16 protein-coding genes are annotated in these 16,527 nt (G+C 56.0%); 7 read left to right on the top strand and 9 right to left on the bottom strand.

The features are described from left to right. Nucleotides 1-18: 18 nt before the first annotated feature. Nucleotides 19-1,683, bottom strand: coding sequence for an arginine--tRNA ligase (argS, locus tag ACTRXA_RS00960; protein ID WP_442425335.1), 1,665 nt, complete (start codon nucleotides 1,681-1,683; stop codon nucleotides 19-21). Between the two features lie 103 nt (nucleotides 1,684-1,786). Beyond that, entirely contained in the window at nucleotides 1,787-2,101 is a 315-nt protein-coding gene (locus ACTRXA_RS00955; protein WP_442425334.1) for a hypothetical protein, read from the bottom strand. Between the two features lie 161 nt (nucleotides 2,102-2,262). Here ACTRXA_RS00955 and ACTRXA_RS00950 point away from each other — a divergent pair, with 161 nt between their 5' ends. Genes ACTRXA_RS00950 through ACTRXA_RS00935 form a run of 4 tightly spaced genes read left to right on the top strand, consistent with a single transcriptional unit; the run spans nucleotide 2,263 to nucleotide 5,562 of the window. After that, nucleotides 2,263-3,027: a uracil-DNA glycosylase gene (locus ACTRXA_RS00950; RefSeq protein ID WP_442425333.1), complete on the top strand. Its 765-nt coding sequence runs from the start codon at nucleotides 2,263-2,265 to the stop codon at nucleotides 3,025-3,027. Beyond that, entirely contained in the window at nucleotides 3,024-3,968 is a 945-nt protein-coding gene (locus ACTRXA_RS00945) for an AAA family ATPase (RefSeq protein ID WP_442425332.1), read from the top strand. Before ACTRXA_RS00950 ends, ACTRXA_RS00945 begins: the two co-directional genes overlap by 4 nt. 51 nt (nucleotides 3,969-4,019) lie before the next feature. Next, a complete protein-coding gene (locus ACTRXA_RS00940) occupies nucleotides 4,020-5,009 on the top strand; it encodes a DUF58 domain-containing protein (protein ID WP_442425331.1) in 990 nt (329 codons plus the stop codon). Then, nucleotides 5,002-5,562: an LOG family protein gene (locus ACTRXA_RS00935; RefSeq protein ID WP_442425330.1), complete on the top strand. Its 561-nt coding sequence runs from the start codon at nucleotides 5,002-5,004 to the stop codon at nucleotides 5,560-5,562. The genes ACTRXA_RS00940 and ACTRXA_RS00935 overlap by 8 nt, the downstream gene beginning before the upstream one ends. A gap of 3 nt (nucleotides 5,563-5,565) precedes the next feature. On the opposite strand, the gene ACTRXA_RS00930 is transcribed toward ACTRXA_RS00935, so the two are convergent. The 6 genes from ACTRXA_RS00930 to ACTRXA_RS00905 form a co-directional block, all read right to left on the bottom strand. Further along, the gene (locus ACTRXA_RS00930) at nucleotides 5,566-6,306 is read right to left on the bottom strand and encodes an outer membrane lipoprotein-sorting protein (protein ID WP_442425329.1); all 741 of its coding nucleotides are present in this window, start codon (nucleotides 6,304-6,306) and stop codon (nucleotides 5,566-5,568) included. 47 nt (nucleotides 6,307-6,353) lie between these two features. After that, entirely contained in the window at nucleotides 6,354-7,655 is a 1,302-nt protein-coding gene (locus ACTRXA_RS00925) for an ABC transporter permease (RefSeq protein ID WP_442425328.1), read from the bottom strand. Continuing rightward, nucleotides 7,652-8,821: an ABC transporter permease gene (locus ACTRXA_RS00920; RefSeq protein ID WP_442425327.1), complete on the bottom strand. Its 1,170-nt coding sequence runs from the start codon at nucleotides 8,819-8,821 to the stop codon at nucleotides 7,652-7,654. Before ACTRXA_RS00920 ends, ACTRXA_RS00925 begins: the two co-directional genes overlap by 4 nt. After that, nucleotides 8,818-9,516, bottom strand: coding sequence for an ABC transporter ATP-binding protein (locus ACTRXA_RS00915; protein WP_442425326.1), 699 nt, complete (start codon nucleotides 9,514-9,516; stop codon nucleotides 8,818-8,820). The genes ACTRXA_RS00920 and ACTRXA_RS00915 overlap by 4 nt, the downstream gene beginning before the upstream one ends. A 21-nt stretch (nucleotides 9,517-9,537) precedes the next feature. Continuing rightward, complete coding sequence (locus ACTRXA_RS00910) at nucleotides 9,538-10,656, bottom strand: hypothetical protein (protein ID WP_442425325.1); 1,119 nt, start codon at nucleotides 10,654-10,656, stop codon at nucleotides 9,538-9,540. Nucleotides 10,657-10,744: 88 nt separating this feature from the next. Further along, nucleotides 10,745-11,227 (bottom strand): peroxiredoxin family protein, encoded by a 483-nt coding sequence (locus ACTRXA_RS00905; protein WP_442425324.1) that lies wholly within the window; start codon nucleotides 11,225-11,227, stop codon nucleotides 10,745-10,747. A 316-nt stretch (nucleotides 11,228-11,543) separates the two neighbouring features. On the opposite strand from ACTRXA_RS00905, the gene ACTRXA_RS00900 reads away from it, so the two are divergent. From ACTRXA_RS00900 to ACTRXA_RS00890, 3 genes are all read left to right on the top strand, one after another. Then, the gene (locus tag ACTRXA_RS00900) at nucleotides 11,544-12,245 is read left to right on the top strand and encodes a hypothetical protein (RefSeq protein ID WP_442425323.1); all 702 of its coding nucleotides are present in this window, start codon (nucleotides 11,544-11,546) and stop codon (nucleotides 12,243-12,245) included. A gap of 61 nt (nucleotides 12,246-12,306) precedes the next feature. Continuing rightward, on the top strand, nucleotides 12,307-13,131 hold the full coding sequence (locus tag ACTRXA_RS00895; RefSeq protein ID WP_442425322.1) for a hypothetical protein: 825 nt from the start codon (nucleotides 12,307-12,309) through the stop codon (nucleotides 13,129-13,131). A 47-nt stretch (nucleotides 13,132-13,178) separates the two neighbouring features. After that, a complete protein-coding gene (locus tag ACTRXA_RS00890) occupies nucleotides 13,179-15,107 on the top strand; it encodes a c-type cytochrome (protein WP_442425321.1) in 1,929 nt (642 codons plus the stop codon). Here the strand turns inward: ACTRXA_RS00890 and ACTRXA_RS00885 are convergent, their stop codons facing one another. Then, nucleotides 15,108-16,382: a c-type cytochrome gene (locus tag ACTRXA_RS00885; RefSeq protein ID WP_442425320.1), complete on the bottom strand. Its 1,275-nt coding sequence runs from the start codon at nucleotides 16,380-16,382 to the stop codon at nucleotides 15,108-15,110. Nucleotides 16,383-16,527: the final 145 nt, after the last annotated feature.

The raw sequence follows: 16,527 nt of genomic DNA, 5'->3' as shown, positions 1-16,527 counted from the left end.
GGTATTACTGGAACCGGGCTACATCTTCTCCGGGGCGGTGACGCCCATGAGGGTCAGCCCGCTGACAATGACGTTGCGCAAAACGTGGATCAGAAACAGCCGGGCTCGGGTGAGCTCCGCATTGTCGGTCACGATGCGGTGGTGGGCGTAATAATTGTGGAAAATCGCCACCAGTTCATGCAGGTAAAACGGGATGCGGTGCACTTCCTGAGCCACCGCACTTTTTTCGATGACCTCAGGGTAAGCAAGTATTTTCTTGATGAGTGCGATCTCAGCGTTTTCCGTGAGAGGTGACAACTCCCCTTCCGCCCAGTCCTCGGGGCGGTAACCCTGCTCTTCCGCGGTGCGGAACACGTTGCAAATGCGCGCATGCGCATACTGGATGTAATACACCGGGTTTTCAGGAGTTTCCTTTTTCGCCAGTTCGAGGTCGAAATCGAGATGACTGTCCGAACTGCGCATGAGAAAGAAAAAACGCGTCGCGTCCACACCCACCTCTTTCACCACGTCCGCAAGGGTGACGAACTCGCCGGAGCGTGTGGACATCGATACCTTTTCCCCGCCGCGCCGCAGGGTGACGAACTGCACGAGAAGAACCTTGAAAACGTTTTCATCAAAACCCATCATCTTGAGCACCGACTGCATGCGCGGTACGTAGCCGTGGTGATCGGCCCCCCACAGGTCCAAGATCATGTCGAAGCCACGGTCGATCTTGTTTTTGTGGTAGGCGATGTCGGCACAGAAATAGGTCCTCTCGCCGTCGTTTTTTATGACGACACGGTCGGAATCGTCGTCGAACTCCGCCGTCTTGAGCCACGTCGCTCCATCCATTTCATAGATGTAACCTTTATCCTTCAGCCACTCGAGGGACTGGTCCACAGACTTGTCCTCGTGCAGGATCTGCTCGCTGAACCACCGGTCATACTCGACGCGGAACTCTTTCAGGTCCTCCTTGATCCCTTCGAGAATGGAGCCGGTTGCATGAAGGCGGAAAAAAGTCAGGGCGTCTTCGTCCTTTTTCTCGAGATGGGCTTTGCCGTCGCGCTCGATAATCTCCTTGGCGATGTCCTTGATGTAGTCGCCCTGATACCCCTCCTCCGGGAATACGATGTCTTCTCCAAGGAGTTGCCGGTAGCGGATCCATGTGGAGCGGCCGAGCGTGTTCATCTGGTTTCCGACGTCGTTGATGTAGTATTCGGTGGACACTACAAATCCGGCCATTTTCAGGATGCAGGACAACGCATGGCCGACCGCGGCACCGCGTCCGTGCCCTACGTGGAGCGGACCGGTCGGGTTGGCGCTCACGAACTCAACCAGCACCTTTTTGTTTTCCCCAACGTAGCAGCGTCCAAACTCTTTGCCTTTTCCTGCGGCCTCCTTCAATTGGTCGCGGAAAAAGTCCTGCGTCATCTTCAGGTTGATGAAGCCCGGGCCTGCAACGTTTGCCGACTCCACCTGCCCGCCATCGGTGCTGATTTCTTCGCAGATTTTCTGGGCGATCTCTCTGGGATTTTTCTTCTCCGGCTTGGCCAGTTGCATGGCGATGGTGGTGGCGAAGTCGCCCATCGACTCGTCCTTCGGCTCCTCGATGACGAGGTCCGGCACCGTGTCCAAAGTGAGCCCGCCCTGTTCCTTGACCCGGTTGAGAGCCTGCACCACCAGGTATTTGACAATATCTTTCATGCTTTCCGTTCTCATATTGAATACCATCGCACCGGGCAGCCGGGTGCAATTTCAGGTTTCCTGGTTTTAAGGGTGAAAAAGGGGGGAATGGCGGGCCCTTTGATCATTTACGGGACTCGTGGATCGCCTCTACTTTTTGCTCCATTTCTTTTTCCAGGCGTTCCTTTTCTGTCGCAAATTCCCGTTTGAGTTCTTCAGAGGCCGCATGCAGGTCCTCGGGCCGTGTTCGCTCCGAAAGCCGGTCCAGCTGGTGCTGAAGCATGACTTCCTTATCCGCAATCCGGGCCTTGTATTCCTTGCGGATGGCGTCAATTTCCTGTTTTTGCTTGTCGGTCAGCTTTTTCTTGTTTTTGAGCCCCGGGACCATTTTGTCGGATTTTTCCAGACTGAGTTCCCATGCGCTTTTGAGACCGGACATTGTCGCCTCCTGTTCGAGATGAGGAAATTATAAATAAAGCGTCAAACCAAAACAATTATAAATCGCCGAGCAAGTTCCGGCCCCGCCCTTAGCGGTTGACTGCCTTCCATCTTCTGCTATCCTTTTTTATTATGGGGGTTGAAGCCGAAAGAGCCGTTTTATTGCGACAACTGAAGGATTACCTGGTTTTTTTGAAGGACCAGGGCATGGACCGCGTCCCCCTGCTGGAGGCACTGGAAACCTCTTTCCGGACCTCTGCCGTGGGCCCCGTGAGGGCTTCCGCGCCACCCGCATCCATGCCCGCGTCTTCCGTTCCCGTTCCTCAATCCCGCACTGCCGCCAATACCATGATCCAGCCCGATGCCATGAGCCGCCTGACCGAAGTACGCAACGAGCTGGGCGAATGCACGCGTTGCAAACTGTCGGAAACACGCACGAACATCGTTTTCGGGTCCGGCAATCCGAACGCGAAACTGCTGTTCATCGGCGAGGGCCCGGGAGCCGACGAGGACGCGCAGGGCCTTCCGTTTGTAGGTCGGGCGGGAAAGAAGCTGACCGAGATAATTGAAAAGGGCATGAAGCTCGACCGCGAAAAAGACACCTATATCTGCAACATCGTCAAGTGCCGTCCTCCCGGCAACCGCGATCCGGAGATCGACGAGATCAACGCCTGCAAACCGTTTCTGGTTGAGCAGGTCCGGGCCATCCGGCCCAGGGTGATCGTGGCGCTGGGCAAACCCGCCGCCTCCACCCTGCTGGGCCGGTCGGTGGCCATCACCAAGGAACGCGGCACCTGGCACGAATTCGACGGCATCAAGCTGATGCTCACGTTTCATCCGGCATACCTGCTCCGCTTTTACACTCTGGAAAACCGGCGGGCGGTGATGGAAGACATGCAGAAAGTTCTTGAGGTGCTGAACTCATGAGTTCCACGACCGCGGCGATCGCCCGCCTCCAGTCCAATATCGAAAGCGTCATCATCGGCAAATCCGATGTCATTGAAAACACCATCATCACCCTGATTGCCGGGGGACATCTGTTGATCGAAGACGTCCCCGGTGTCGGCAAAAGCTCGCTGGCCTTCGCACTCGCGAAATCCCTGGGCCTCGAGTTCCGCCGGATCCAGTTCACCAACGACATCCTGCCTTCGGACATCGTCGGCGTCTCCATTTACAACCAGAAGGAAAACACATTCGAGTTCAACCGCGGTCCCATTTTCGCCAACCTGGTGCTGGCGGACGAGATCAATCGCTCATCGCCGCGCACGCAGAGCGCTTTGCTTGAAGCCATGAATGAAAAGCAGGTATCGGTGGACAATCGTACCTACGACCTGGAAGACCCGTTCATGGTGATCGCCACGCAGAACCCCATCGAAAGCCATGGGGCGCATCCGCTTCCGGAATCGCAACTCGACCGCTTCATGATGTACCTGTCGATGGGGTATCCCGATCCGGAAGAAGAACGCAAACTGCTCGGCACACAGTCTCCATCGCGCAATATCAAGGAGGTGAAGGCCATCCTCTCGCATGAGGATGTGTTGAACCTGCAAAAGCAGGCGGAGGCGGTGACCATGGAACCGGTACTGATCGACTACATCATGAACGTGGTGACGGCCACCCGCGAATCGAAGCACCTGTCGCTGGGTGTCAGTCCTCGCGGCGGATTGATTCTGCAACAGGCCGCCCGCGCCCGTGCCCTGGTGCACGGTCGCACTTACTGCATTCCCGACGACATCAAGCAACTCGCCATTCCCGTCCTGTGCCACCGCGTCATCCCGCAGAACCACCACGGCATGAACAAGCGCACGGCGGCGGACACCTCCGCGGTCATCATGGAAATCGTCGATAAAATGGAAATTCCGGTTTAAAATCAAACCATCATTTCTACCATCCGGCATCTTCCCCGGCGGGGTGATTCCATGAACCAGCCCAATGAGCACAAACCGGTTTTCACCGTCTCGTTTTACAACCGGACGCTCCACCTGACCCGCGAGGGTGGTGGATTCATCTTCCTCGTGTTCGGTGTCGGGCTGGGGGCAATCAACACCGGCAACAACCTTCTGTACCTGATCCTTGCCATGTGTTGCAGTTTCATCGTGGTTTCGGGTATCCTTTCCGAGCACACGTTGCGGGATATCCGGGTTTGGGCCAGTCTGCCCAGATCGATCTACCCTGGTGACGCCTACCCGGTCCCAATCAAAGTCCAGAATTGCAAAAAACGATTATCGTCGTATTCCTGTTACGTGGAATTCCCGGCAGACTCTCTGGGTCGGTACTCGGTGGCTCCCCCCCTGTATTTTTTCCAGATTCCTCCCGGAGATACGCTGGAGAAAACAGCTCTGGTGACTGCAAAAAAACGGGGCCCGCTGAAAATCCGGTTCGCCCAGTTGCGGACGCGGTTTCCCTTCGGCTTCTTCATGAAAACCAAGCTGGTTCCGGTTGATGTCGAAACACTGGTGTATCCGGTGATCAAACCGGTGGAACTGCCGGACCCAACAGACATCGCGGAGGAAGGTGAAGGGGTGATCAGCCAGAGTGGGGACGACCTTTACGCCTTGCGCGAGTTCCGCCCGGGGGACACCTTGAGCGCGGTCCACTGGAAATCCAGCGCCAAAACCGGAAACCTGCGCGTCAAGGAGTTCGCGCATGGAGGGTTTCACAGCTTCACCCTGTTTTTGAATATCATCGATCCGGAAACGCAAAGGATGGTGGCTTCCAGCGTGCTGGAGCAACGCGTCTCGGAAACGGCCTCACTGGCGTATCATTTGATGCGGCGCGGCGACGAGGTACGGCTCAAAACCCACGACTACGAATCGGCATCGGGCAATTCGGAAGCGCATCTGGAATCGCTCCTCACCTACCTCGCACTGGTTGGGTACGATTCGCAAATTAAAGAAACGAATGGCTAAAAAGAACGTTCAGGTCGGAATCATCGGTTCCGGCACCAATCAATACGCCAAACTGACGTGGCCCATCGGGCGGTGGATCGCCGAACAGGGATTCAACCTGGTGACGGGCGGCGGGGGCGGCGTGATGGAATCCACCGCACAGGCCTTCTGCCAGGTATCCCACCGCAAGGGAAAAGTCATCGGCATCCTGCCCTCCGGCATTGCCTGCGACCGTGCGGCAATGCGCAGTCACTACAAAACGCCTCCGGGATACCCCAATGACTTCGTAGACATTCCCATCTACACTCACCTGCACATGTCGGGCATCCAGGGAAAAGGCGTGGCCAGCAGGAACCACATCATCGTGCTGACGTCAGACGTGGTGATCGGCTTTCCCGGTGGACCCGGTACGCGTTCGGAGGTTCAACTGGCGCTGGAATACAGAAAACCGATCGTGCTCCTCAACAAGGATCACATCTGGGAAGAATTCAAACGTACAGAGGCCCGGGTGGTGGATTCGCCCGACGATGTCATCGCCGCGGTGCGCAGTCTGGAGCCGGACTGGTTCGACTGATCCTCACCGTTTGAGAATCCGTTTGGAAAAATACTTTGCAGGGATGTCCAAATTGAACTCGATGTGGTCGAACATGTAGGTGGTCCTGGTGTTGTCTTTCAACATGTCGCGGAACACCATCTTGCGCGGAAACAGACGGCCGTCAATAATGCGGTAGCCTTTGAAGTCGATCATCTTGAGAAGTTTTCCACTCTTGGCAAAACGCTGTTCGCGCAGAACGATCTTGCGTTCCGGATCGGTCCACACCTTTCGAAACTGGTAGGTTTTTTCCGGGTCCTTCGCAGTGAGGTCCAGCACCAGAGTATTCACCCCTTCGAATTCCTCCACCTTCGCAATTTCGGGAATGTAAGCATCGCTTAGCTTTTCATCCTCAAGCATGTCTTCATACGACAGGTCGCTTCCCATCATCGACTGGCGCAGAAGGTGACCGGCAATGAGTATGATGCGGTCGGTCTGCGGGGTATACAGCCACAGCTTACGGTCGATCTTGAGCATCTTGGTGTCGCGCTCGCGCGGGGGAGACTTGTAATGACTGAACGATTTGACGATGCCCTCCATCCACGTGTTCATCTCAAGCGTACGCACGCGGCGGCCGTTGTCCACAATCAGCCGTCCTTCGACGTATTTGGTGGGAGACCACAAATTGGCGTCGATGGCTTCGACCAGCTTCTGTGGATCGAGATTCTTCCATTCCTCATGAATCCCTTTTTGCCCCGCAGCCGTGGAAACCAATGCCAAAACCATGGCCCACCCCAACGCAGTATTTGTGATCCAGCATTTCCAGCTCATCGTCACCCCACTTCCAATTCGCGGAACAGATTGGCCTCGGAACGTTTGAAAATGGCGAGGCTGGCGAACAGACTGCCCGCCACACTTGCCGTCATGCCCGGCACGATGCCCCGCACAAATCCCTCCACCGTGATCCGGCCGCGTGCAATGTCGTTGATCATCAAACCCGATTTGGCCATGGCATCGCCCATGTCCACCCCCACCTCCTGCAGGTAGAACACCACGAGACCCCCGACCACGCACCCGGCAATGGAACCCAGCACTCCCACCGCAAACGCTTCCAGCGTGAGCGACGCCACCAGGTGCTTGTGCGTCTCGCCCATCGCCAGGCGCAGCCCCATCTCGCCGTAACGATGAATGCCGTTCAACAGGCCCGCGTTCCACAACACCAGCACCATGAGGAAGGTGAAGATGAGCACGATGACGCCGCGGATGAGTTCGAACTTGCGGGCGATCTCGCCGATGTTCCTCTGGTCGAGGATGGTGAGTGCGATGGGAAAATCATCCTTCGCCCACTGTTCCGGCGGGTTCTGCCGCAGGTCCGGCAGTTTTTCCTCGATGGCCCGCTTGATGTCCACATACTCATCATACGGCACCGAAGCGGGAAGGTACCCCAGCCAGTCGGTCACCATGTTCTCCATGTAAAACGTGTGCTGGGCGTCGGCCAGATCGATGAGCGCCATCTTCTTGTCCATGGCGGTGACACCGAACTGAATGAGTCCCGTCACCGTATAATTGTCGGTGGCGAGCCCGCCGTCGAAGGTCTGGCCCAGCAGGGTCACCATGGATCCGGGTTTCAGTCCCAGAGATTCAGCCAACTGAAACCCCACCAGCATCTCATGCGGGTTTTCGGAAACGCGCCCCGTTATGACGGAGGCCTTCAAATCGAGCCGCTCCCGCTCGGATGAAGTCGGGTTCAAAAGCTGAACCGCCATGCCGGTGATCGGGGTCTGGCTCACGGTGTTCCCTTCCTCGTCAGGCACATCCATCAACGCTCCCCAGCGGATGCGCGGGGTCCACTCGATACGCGGATCGCTGTTGGCTTCCAGCCACTCGCGGGTTTCCTGCTGGTCGGCCAGAGCCCGGTCCAGGGGCACGAGATGCTCTTCTTTATAAAACGGCTTGTTGACGAAGCGCAGGTGGCCGGTGTCCAGTTTCGCCGACATGTCCAGCATTCCCATGAAGATTCCGTCCATGAAACCGAGCAAACCCACCATGAGTGCCACGCCGACGGTGACGATGAGAAACGGAAACAGAGAACGGCTTTTGTCGCGCAGGATGCCCTTGAAGGTGAAATGGATCACGTGATGGCCCTCCCGCGCAACGCCTGCGTCGGGTCCAACCGTACTATTTTTTTCACCGGCGCCCAGGAAACCGCAATGACAATTGCGACAGTAATGAGGGTGGAGGTGATCACTTCCCAGAGATTGATGTCGAGGAATATTTTTTCGCGCACCGGGAACCCGGTCTCGCTCAGGTGCGATACGTCAAAACCGACACCCTGAAACCAGATGAAAAATGGAACGCCGAGCAGAACCGCAACCACCACCGCGAGAAGCGCGGCGAAACTTCCCTCCAGAGTGAACAGTCGCACCACCCACTGCGGCGTCATGCCCAATGCCATGAGGGTGCCGATTTCTTTCTGCCGTTTGAACACGCTGAGAATCTGTGTATTGAACACACTGATGGCGGCGAGCGAGATGAGGATGAACCACAGAATGCGCGTGTTTCTCCGGTCATGACGAAGAAGCGTCATGAGATCGTGCATAAGCATTTCCACTGACTGGAACTCGAATCCCTTGATGACGCCCATCGGCTCCTTCACCGCCACCCAGGTGACCTCGCCCGGCCGGTCGGTGATTTTGCGCAGGTGATCCAGCCGCATCCACACCACGCCTTCGTCGATGCGTGGATTGATGAGAGGCACCACATCGACCACCCGCACGTCCAGCGCATCCACTGCACCGTGGCGGTCGCGCCACTTGAGCACCACCACGTCGCCCACCGCCAGGTGTGATTTTTCCGCCATTTTGTTTCCGAGAATGACGGGGATGATCGATCCCACCTCCGGACTTTCACGCCGGAGGGGTTCCAGCGGCAGCTCAAGCAGGGCCTGTTCCATTTCCACGCCGCGCAACTGCACCGGGAACAGGCGCCGGTTGGGGAACAACTGCCCCTGTTGAACGAGCACTTCGGCTTTTTCCGAGTGCGGCAGTCGGGCGAGGTTGTGCGGCACCGCCCGTGTCTGGTCTTCCCACTCCGTCGGCTCCAGAATGTCGAAACCGGGCACACGGTAATGGCCCCCGGCAACATCGGTGCTGGCCATGTTGCGCAGGGCCTGAGCCTGGAAGCCGTTGAGGAGGGAAAGCGAAAATACGACGGCAATCAGTATCAGTGCGGTAACCAGCACGTTCAGCCAGACACGCAGGCCCTGCCGAATGAAATTCTTGAACGCCATGTCGTAGATCATGCCGCCTCGCCTCCCACCTGGCGCACCTCATCCGTTTTTACGTATCCGTCCTCCAGACGGATTTCCCGGCGAACGTACTGTGTCACTTTCTCGTCGTGAGTGCTGAACACAAAGGCGGCACCGATCTCACGGTTGAGCTTCTGCATCAGTTCAAGGACGTGGTACGAGTTCTCAGCGTCGAGGTTTGCGGTGGGTTCGTCTGCCAGCACCACCGCCGGTTCCTTCACCAGGGCCCGGGCGATGGCAACGCGCTGGCACTGGCCTCCGGAAAGCGTTGCCGGTTTCTTGTTGATCTGCTCCGACAGGCCCACCCGGTCTACCAGGTCCCTCACTTTCTGCCTCACTTCGTTTTCGTCCTTACCCATGAGGAGGAGTGGGAACAGGACGTTTTCGTACACATCGTAGACAGGAAGCAGGTTGTAAGACTGGAATATGAAGCCGACATGGTCCCGCCGGAAGGCGGCTAACTCGTCGCGGGACATGGAACTGAGCGCCCTGCCCTGGAACCGCACCTCGCCGGAGGTGGGACTGTCGAGCCCGCCAAGCAGGTTCAGGATGGTGGTCTTGCCGGAGCCGGACGGCCCGACGAACGACATGAAGGAACCGTTTTCGATTTCGAGGGAAATGCCGTGCAGGGCGGTGAAATCCTGCTCGCCCACCCGGTACACCTTGGTCACGTCCTGCATCAAGAACATGCACGCACTCCCATTGAAATGTTAATGAAACCACACCAGCGTGAGCCCGACCCGTGACTCGGTACCGTTGAACACCGGGGTCTGCCGAAACAGGCGGCCGGTGCGGTTGTCGCCTTCCACACTGCCGCCGATCAACGCGGTGAGGTACAGATAAACCTGGCCGAACACATTGTGCTCGATCTGCGGTGCGATCTGGAAACTGCGGTCACGCATATCGTAGAAAGCAAAGAAGCGCCAGACGGTGGCAATGCCGACGGGCTGATCGATCTGCAATCCCAGCTCGTGAAGGGTGCGTTCCCGCTTGACGTCTTCGACGGTGAACCCGGGTTCCTGCGTACGGAAAAAATATTCCAGCAGGACGTGCAGCCCCTGCCCGACGTCGAAGGTGTAGTCAATCCCCGCGACCATGTCGAAGCGGAGCGGCTTCCCCGGCTTGTTCTGCTCGATGTCCACCCGGCCCTCGTTCCAGAATCCAATCACCTGCGTCCCTTTAAAATGGTACCCGAACTGGAACAACTCCAAATTGTGGCTGGGCAGAAACTCGAGATCGGTGACCGGCTTGTATTGAAGCAGGAGGCCCGTCTCCAGAATACCAATCTGGCGCTCGCCGCGCAGTCCCCAAATGATGCGTTCGTTGAAACGGGCGGGAATGGCCCATCCTTCCACTTTGGAGGTGGGGCCGGTGAAGTAAGTGGCGCGGAGGCCGTCCACGCCGGTGGTCTGGGGAATGACGCCGGATATGAGGCGGTCGTCGAACACACCGAGGGGGCGGAACAACTGGCCCGGACCGAACAGGATGGCCTGACGTCCCCCCCGCAGACGAAACTGGTCTTTCTCGAAGCGGAGCCAGCCGCGGAACACGTCGAGGTCCCATTCGTCCACCAGGCCCACCTGCTCGATGGCTCCGCCGCGATATTCGGATTGGAAGGTGAATTCGAAGTCGAGGAGCGAGGTGTCATCGCTCCAGATATCGCCCACGAGGCCGTTTCTCAGCTGGACCTGGTGGTTGAAGTCGTTGGAGAGAGGGGGCGCGTCCCACAGGTACTCCGAGGCGGCCAGAAACCGCCCCTCATAGCGCCAGTCGAAAGCCCCTGCAGGGGAAGGTAAAAGCAGCCACCCGCCCTGAATGAGGACCAGCAACAAGGCAAAGATAAGGGAGCCGGGACACCGCACCGGACAACATGATATCAATTATCGCATTTAATATTAAAAATTTAAAAATACTTATTTAAAGTAATTTCTTAATAAATGGAATCAGCTGATCCGCACCCACCCCGGGGCTGCGTGCCTGGATGACACCTTTGGAGTCGATGACCAGCACGGTCGGCATGTCCCGCTGGACATATTTCTGGTGAACGGTATGGTTGGGATCCAGCAGATAGGGAAAGTCCACCTGGCTCGGGAACTGGGAAAGGTAATCCACGACCTTTTCCTTGGAATCGCCACTGGTGTTAATACCAATGATGGCCACCTTATCACCAAGTTCTTTACGGACTTTTTCAAATTCCATAGCCTGGTTCATGCAGGGAACGCATATGTGGAACATGCCGACCAGAACCACCTTCCCCTTGAAGTCGCCCAGCGAAACCTGCTGGCCGTCCACAGAGGTCAGGGAAAAGCCCGGTGCCGGGTCTCCCGCTTTAGGTACCGCCGCCCAGGCAGTCTGCCAGATCAACAACAACGCTGTGACGAAAATGGCGCATTTTTTCATGGTGTCCTTATTCCTTCCTTACGCTACGGTTGAGAGCCCGGATTTGCACTTTAAATGGGCACCTTTTTTATCATTTTAAAATACGGGGAGGCTGAATCAAAGCCAAATCCGGTCCGTCTTCCATTAAGTGTTTTTCATCTCCGGTTAAGCTTCGTTTAATGCAGCCAGGTTAGACTTTAGGAGTGGGATGGGCCGCGCGAACCTGACAAAAGGGGCTGAAAACCCGGAAATCCGGCCAATCAAGTCCCCCCTTGCACTTGCCTGGGGATTGAGATATGATTCGTTAGTAATACTCCTTTGTAGGGCTTAAGTCGATATGTTTAAAGGTTTTTTTCTTACACTCAGCCTGTTTGCGTTGGTCGGAACCGCGTCCGCGGCCGAGCTCAAAGGGACGGTCACATTCAGTGGAACGCCGCCCCCTGCGACCATCCATAAAACCGGAATATACAGCAAGGCATGTGGAGCGGAGTTTGCCGGTCAGACCCTTCTTTTAAAAGGAAAAAACGTACGGAACGCCGTGGTCTGGCTGACGGAGAAAAAAGGCCATGCCCTCAAAGACAAAGACACCTCGGGCGAATTCGTTCTGGATCAGACGAAGTGCCGCTACGAACCGCATGTGGTGGCCATGCCGCGGGGCAGCGAGTTGACGATCCTGTCCAGTGATCCGATCAACCACAACATTCATACCTATTCCTTCGACAACGACCCGATCAACCTGATGTTCATTCCGGGGCAGGAACACATCCAGGAATTTGAAGAAGCAGAGATCGTGAAAGTCGAGTGCGACCTGCATTCCTGGATGCAGGCATGGATTGTGGTGACCCCGAACCCTTATTATTCCACCACCGTGGAATCCGGCGCGTTCACCATCCCCAATGTGCCTGCGGGAAATTACACCCTGAATGTCTGGCACGAAGTTCTGGGAACGCAGAGTCGGGAAGTTGAAGTTTCCAGCGCCAACCAGGAAATTCATTTCGATTTTCCCGAGTTGGCCGAACAGGTATCACAGAACCAATAACCTTAAGCTTTCCTGAGTCGTTACCATGTTTGAAAATTGGATTAAACATTTTTCCGTAAAAATGAGTTGCGCGTTCACCGCCCTGTTTATCCTCATGCTGGGTTTCGGCCCCTCTGCCTGGGCTTATCAGGAAATTGAAGTGAACAACGGCGGCTCGATTTCCGGAAAGGCCATTCTGGACGGCCCCATTCCCCAGCCCCGCGTTTATCACCTGGTGCTGTTCCCCAACCTCGACATCTGCGCCGAGGTGGAAACCGATGATGAAATGAACCGCGTACTCTACGACTTCATCGTGGATGAAAACCGCGGAATGCGCGATGTGGTCATCACGCTGGAGCACGTGGATGCGGGCAAACCGTTCGAGCCCAAGCCCATCAACATCCTGTCCGAGAACTGCAAATTCTACCCGGACGTGAACGTGATCCGGCAGGGAGAGACGTTTTTCGTGGACAACCAGGATGCGGTGATGCACAACAGCCAAGTTTACCAGAAGGAACGCGGCAAGATCATTCTGAACATCCCCATTCCCGCAGAGGAAATCTCCGAAGGCAAGGTGCATTTCCAGAAGCACTATAAAATCTTTCAGATGATCTGCGGCATGCACGAGTTCATGCAGACCTGGGGCTACCGCGTACAGAATCCCTACTTCTTCAAAACCGGCGCCGATGGTACTTTCAAAATCGAAAACATTCCCCCCGGGGAATACACCGTCAATGCCTGGCATTACCTGATGAAGGTGCGGACCCAGAAAATCAAGATCGGACCGAATGAGGACGTGAAGATCGATTTCCATTTCAATGGAGACGAAATCGAACGGCCTTATTACGAGACGATCAAGTCCGGACGCATCAAGAAAGACGCCCGATTGCCGGGAACGATTCATTGAGGCGTTGAGGAATCAATCCGGAACCATACTTTCCGCTGGGTAACCCGTTGATTGCATCCGTTATCGTTAAACTTCAACGGACGTATCTGCCCGGGCTGGGGGGGCTCGCCTTGCTTGTGAGCCTGCTCGTCAGCCCGGTTTTTGCGTTCACCAGTCCGACGAGTGCCGACCTGCCGGAAACCATCACGGTCGGGGCCACCACCTATTCCCTGCCCAACCTGGACAACCCGCTCCGGGCCGACAAAACCAAACTGAAGGACCATAAAAAGGCCGGGGCCAAACTGTACTTCACCCACTGCTTTCTGTGCCACGGCGACCTGAAAGACGGACAGGGCGTGTTTGGGGACCGGTTCCGTCCGGCTCCAGCCAACCTGAGAAAGCTCGTGGCCGACCCGGACAAGGGAGAGAATTACGCCTTCTGGCGGATCGCAAAAGGGGGCCGTGGACTGCCTCAAGAGCATCAACCCTGGGAGTCCGCCATGCCGGCATGGGGAGGCAAACTGACACCGGAGGAAATCTGGCAGGTGGTTCTCTATCTCTTCGATTCGGTTCGATACCCCTTTGTGCCCAATGAGCCCCAAAAAGCCAGCGTGGAACGGGGCACCGAGGTCTACGAAAAGCATTGCCTCCACTGCCACGGAGCGAAAGGGGGCGGCAAAGGTATCGCGGCCCCATTTTCCAGCCCGCAGCCACGCAACTTCACCAAGGGTCACTACAAGTTCCGCTCCACCGCCTTCGGTAAAATCCCCACGGATGAAGACCTGCGCGAAATGCTGGTTACAGGCATGCCCGGCACCACCATGCCTTCATGGAAGCACCTGCCGGAGGTGGACCGCGAAAGCCTGGTGCTTTACCTGAAATCCCTGGGACGCAAATTTGAGAAATTCAAGAAACGCGGAAAGTCGCACAAGGTGATCCCGGTTCCGGAACCCGCACCCTTTACGCTGGAAAGCAAGGAGCGCGGGCGCAAATTGTTTATTAAAAACTGCTCCGGCTGTCATGGGGTGGAAGGCAGGAGCGACGGCGCCTCCACGCACAAGATCGTCAACATCGCCAAGGACCAGTTGCGCCCGCGGAACCTGACCAAGTCCTGGCTTTTCCGCCGGAGCCACACCCGCAGGGACCTTTTCCAGACTCTGCGGACGGGATTGTCACTGACCGCCATGCCACGCCTGTCACCGCGCGTACATTCCGATGAGACCGTGTGGGATCTCGTCAACTACATATATACTCTTTCGCCCGCGGTTCAGCCGGAGGTGCTGGATGAGATGCACGCCGAACGGGTGGAGGGTCCATTGCCCGACGATCCCGAGGACCCCGCGTGGAAATCGGTTACGGCCTACTATTTCCCGCTAGGGGGTCAACTGGAAGAAGAACCCAAATCCTACTTCACCACCACGGACAGCCTGTGGGTGCAGGCGGTCCACAACGGACGCGAAATCGCGTTCCGCATTCGGTGGGATGACCCGACCTTCGACCCCATTCTAAAAGAAACGGCAAAGGTCCTGGAGTCGCCTCCACCTCCCCTGCCCGCTCACCTGCAGGCGGACCCGGCGGACCAACCGCCTCCTCCCAAGCCCGAGCCGCAAAAAATCCCGGATGGGTTTGCACTGCAGTTTCCGGCTTCGCTGAACTCCGGCACCCTGCCCCATTTTTTGAACGGAGAGCCAGGCCATCCGGTGACGCTGTGGAAATGGACTTCGTACCCGAATCAGGTCACGGAATGGTCAGCGCAAAGCATATCACAATGGTCCCGCAAGGGAATGAGCCAGGAAGTGAAGGGCAAGGTGGCATTCCGCTATGGGCAATACCAGCTTGTACTGAAGCGCACCCTCACCACGTCCGACAGGAACCGTGACATTCAGTTTCAACCGGGACAGGAAGTGCCGATTGCTTTCAACGCCTGGGATGGAAACGAGGGTGAATCGGGAAGCAAGAAAGCGGTCTCAAGCTGGTACAGACTGATACTGGATTGATCAGCGGTTGACGACCGAAACGTTGCTCTTTCCCGGCGGAGATTGGGGCGGTTCCAGCGTGGACAGGTATGCAAGAATATCGAGGATATCCTGCTGGGAGAGGATATCACCAAAGTTGCCGGGCATTATGGAGATATCCTGAGTTTTATATTTTTTGATATCGTTCTTCTCAACTTGAATGCTGTTCCCTTCCTTATCAACGATATATATCGACTTGTCGTCTTCATTGATTTTAACGCCGGTCAGGAACTGGCCTTTCTTGGTAAGAATAAGCACAGATGAATAACCCACGGTGATCACTTCCCGGGGGTTGAGAATCGATTCCAGAATAAAGGGACGCGTCCGGCTGACGCCCACGTAACTCAAGTCGGGCCCTACCTTCCCGCCCTTGCCGTCTATGCTGTGGCACTTGGAACAATAGGCGTTGCCTTTGGAATCGTAAAACAGCTTTTTCCCCCGGGCGGCATCCCCCTTTTTATCCAAATAGGTTTTCCACTCTTTGGGAATTTCCGTTCCGCTGAGGCTGGAAAGAAATGCCGTGATAAGACGGTCTTCTTGTTTATCCAGACCAATGGTTGGCATTTTCGTTTCGGGTTTGACCAGCTGCGGACTGCGAATCCAACCATAAATCCATTCCGGTGTGTACATGAAGCCGGCGCGGGAAAGATCCGGACCCACCACCCCGCCTTCCTCATTCACCGTATGGCAGGCAAAACAACTCTTCTTTTCACGAAACAGCCAGCGCCCGTCTCCAATCACTTTGGGGTCATTACCATGCTTTTTAAACCACGAACGGAATCCATCAACTTCTTTGGAATCCAGGGAGGGAACATGAGGCCTTTGGGTTTTCACATTCTCCGGAAGGGTGACCGGCTGTGAACGGTCCCCGGCCAGATACCGCACGTAAGCCACGAGACTCCAGATTTCCTCTTCGGAGAGGGTGCGGCCGAACACAGGCATCAGGTGGGATTTGCGTGTGCCCTCCCCTCCCAGTTTAATGGCTCGAAAAAGCTGCTCATTGGACTTCTTCTGGACAAAGTCAGGGTCGGAGAGTTCGGCTGGCCATTTTTCCAGTTGCTCGGCATTGTAACCATCGCCGTTTCCAGAAAGGCCGTGGCAGTGGGCACAGTAGTGCAGATACAGGGGCCGGCCTTTTTTGATGAGGGTATCGAATTTATTTTTGATTCGTTCGATTTCGCCTTGGGCACCGACAGAAAATGGCAAAACCGCCAAAATAAAAACTGTGAGGAAGAGTGATTTCAGAATTCGTAGCATGAAACATCATATAGGAATTTCTGATTGGACATCCCGGCTCTGGTGCACTTCACAAATCCAAAGGGTTCCACAAACCGAACTCAGTGCAAATTCAGGACTTTCTAGTCAGAGGATATCCTATTCCCGCTCTTTTGTTAATCAAAAA

Origin of the sequence: Nitrospina sp. P1_D6, from assembly GCF_052156615.1 — a bacterium.
Classification (GTDB): domain Bacteria; phylum Nitrospinota; class Nitrospinia; order Nitrospinales; family Nitrospinaceae; genus Nitrospina.
The sequence above is the reverse complement of the archived record's forward strand: the minus strand, read 5'-3'. Positions and strand labels throughout refer to the sequence as shown.

Coding starts and splice junctions, on each gene's coding strand:
- argS (WP_442425335.1), bottom strand. CDS start 1,683: ATGAAAGATATTGTCAAATACCTGGTGGTGCAGGCTCTCAACCGGGTC.
- ACTRXA_RS00955 (WP_442425334.1), bottom strand. CDS start 2,101: ATGTCCGGTCTCAAAAGCGCATGGGAACTCAGTCTGGAAAAATCCGAC.
- ACTRXA_RS00945 (WP_442425332.1), top strand. CDS start 3,024: ATGAGTTCCACGACCGCGGCGATCGCCCGCCTCCAGTCCAATATCGAA.
- ACTRXA_RS00940 (WP_442425331.1), top strand. CDS start 4,020: ATGAACCAGCCCAATGAGCACAAACCGGTTTTCACCGTCTCGTTTTAC.
- ACTRXA_RS00935 (WP_442425330.1), top strand. CDS start 5,002: ATGGCTAAAAAGAACGTTCAGGTCGGAATCATCGGTTCCGGCACCAAT.
- ACTRXA_RS00930 (WP_442425329.1), bottom strand. CDS start 6,306: ATGGTTTTGGCATTGGTTTCCACGGCTGCGGGGCAAAAAGGGATTCAT.
- ACTRXA_RS00920 (WP_442425327.1), bottom strand. CDS start 8,821: ATGATCTACGACATGGCGTTCAAGAATTTCATTCGGCAGGGCCTGCGT.
- ACTRXA_RS00915 (WP_442425326.1), bottom strand. CDS start 9,516: ATGTTCTTGATGCAGGACGTGACCAAGGTGTACCGGGTGGGCGAGCAG.
- ACTRXA_RS00905 (WP_442425324.1), bottom strand. CDS start 11,227: ATGAAAAAATGCGCCATTTTCGTCACAGCGTTGTTGTTGATCTGGCAG.
- ACTRXA_RS00900 (WP_442425323.1), top strand. CDS start 11,544: ATGTTTAAAGGTTTTTTTCTTACACTCAGCCTGTTTGCGTTGGTCGGA.
- ACTRXA_RS00895 (WP_442425322.1), top strand. CDS start 12,307: ATGAGTTGCGCGTTCACCGCCCTGTTTATCCTCATGCTGGGTTTCGGC.
- ACTRXA_RS00885 (WP_442425320.1), bottom strand. CDS start 16,382: ATGCTACGAATTCTGAAATCACTCTTCCTCACAGTTTTTATTTTGGCG.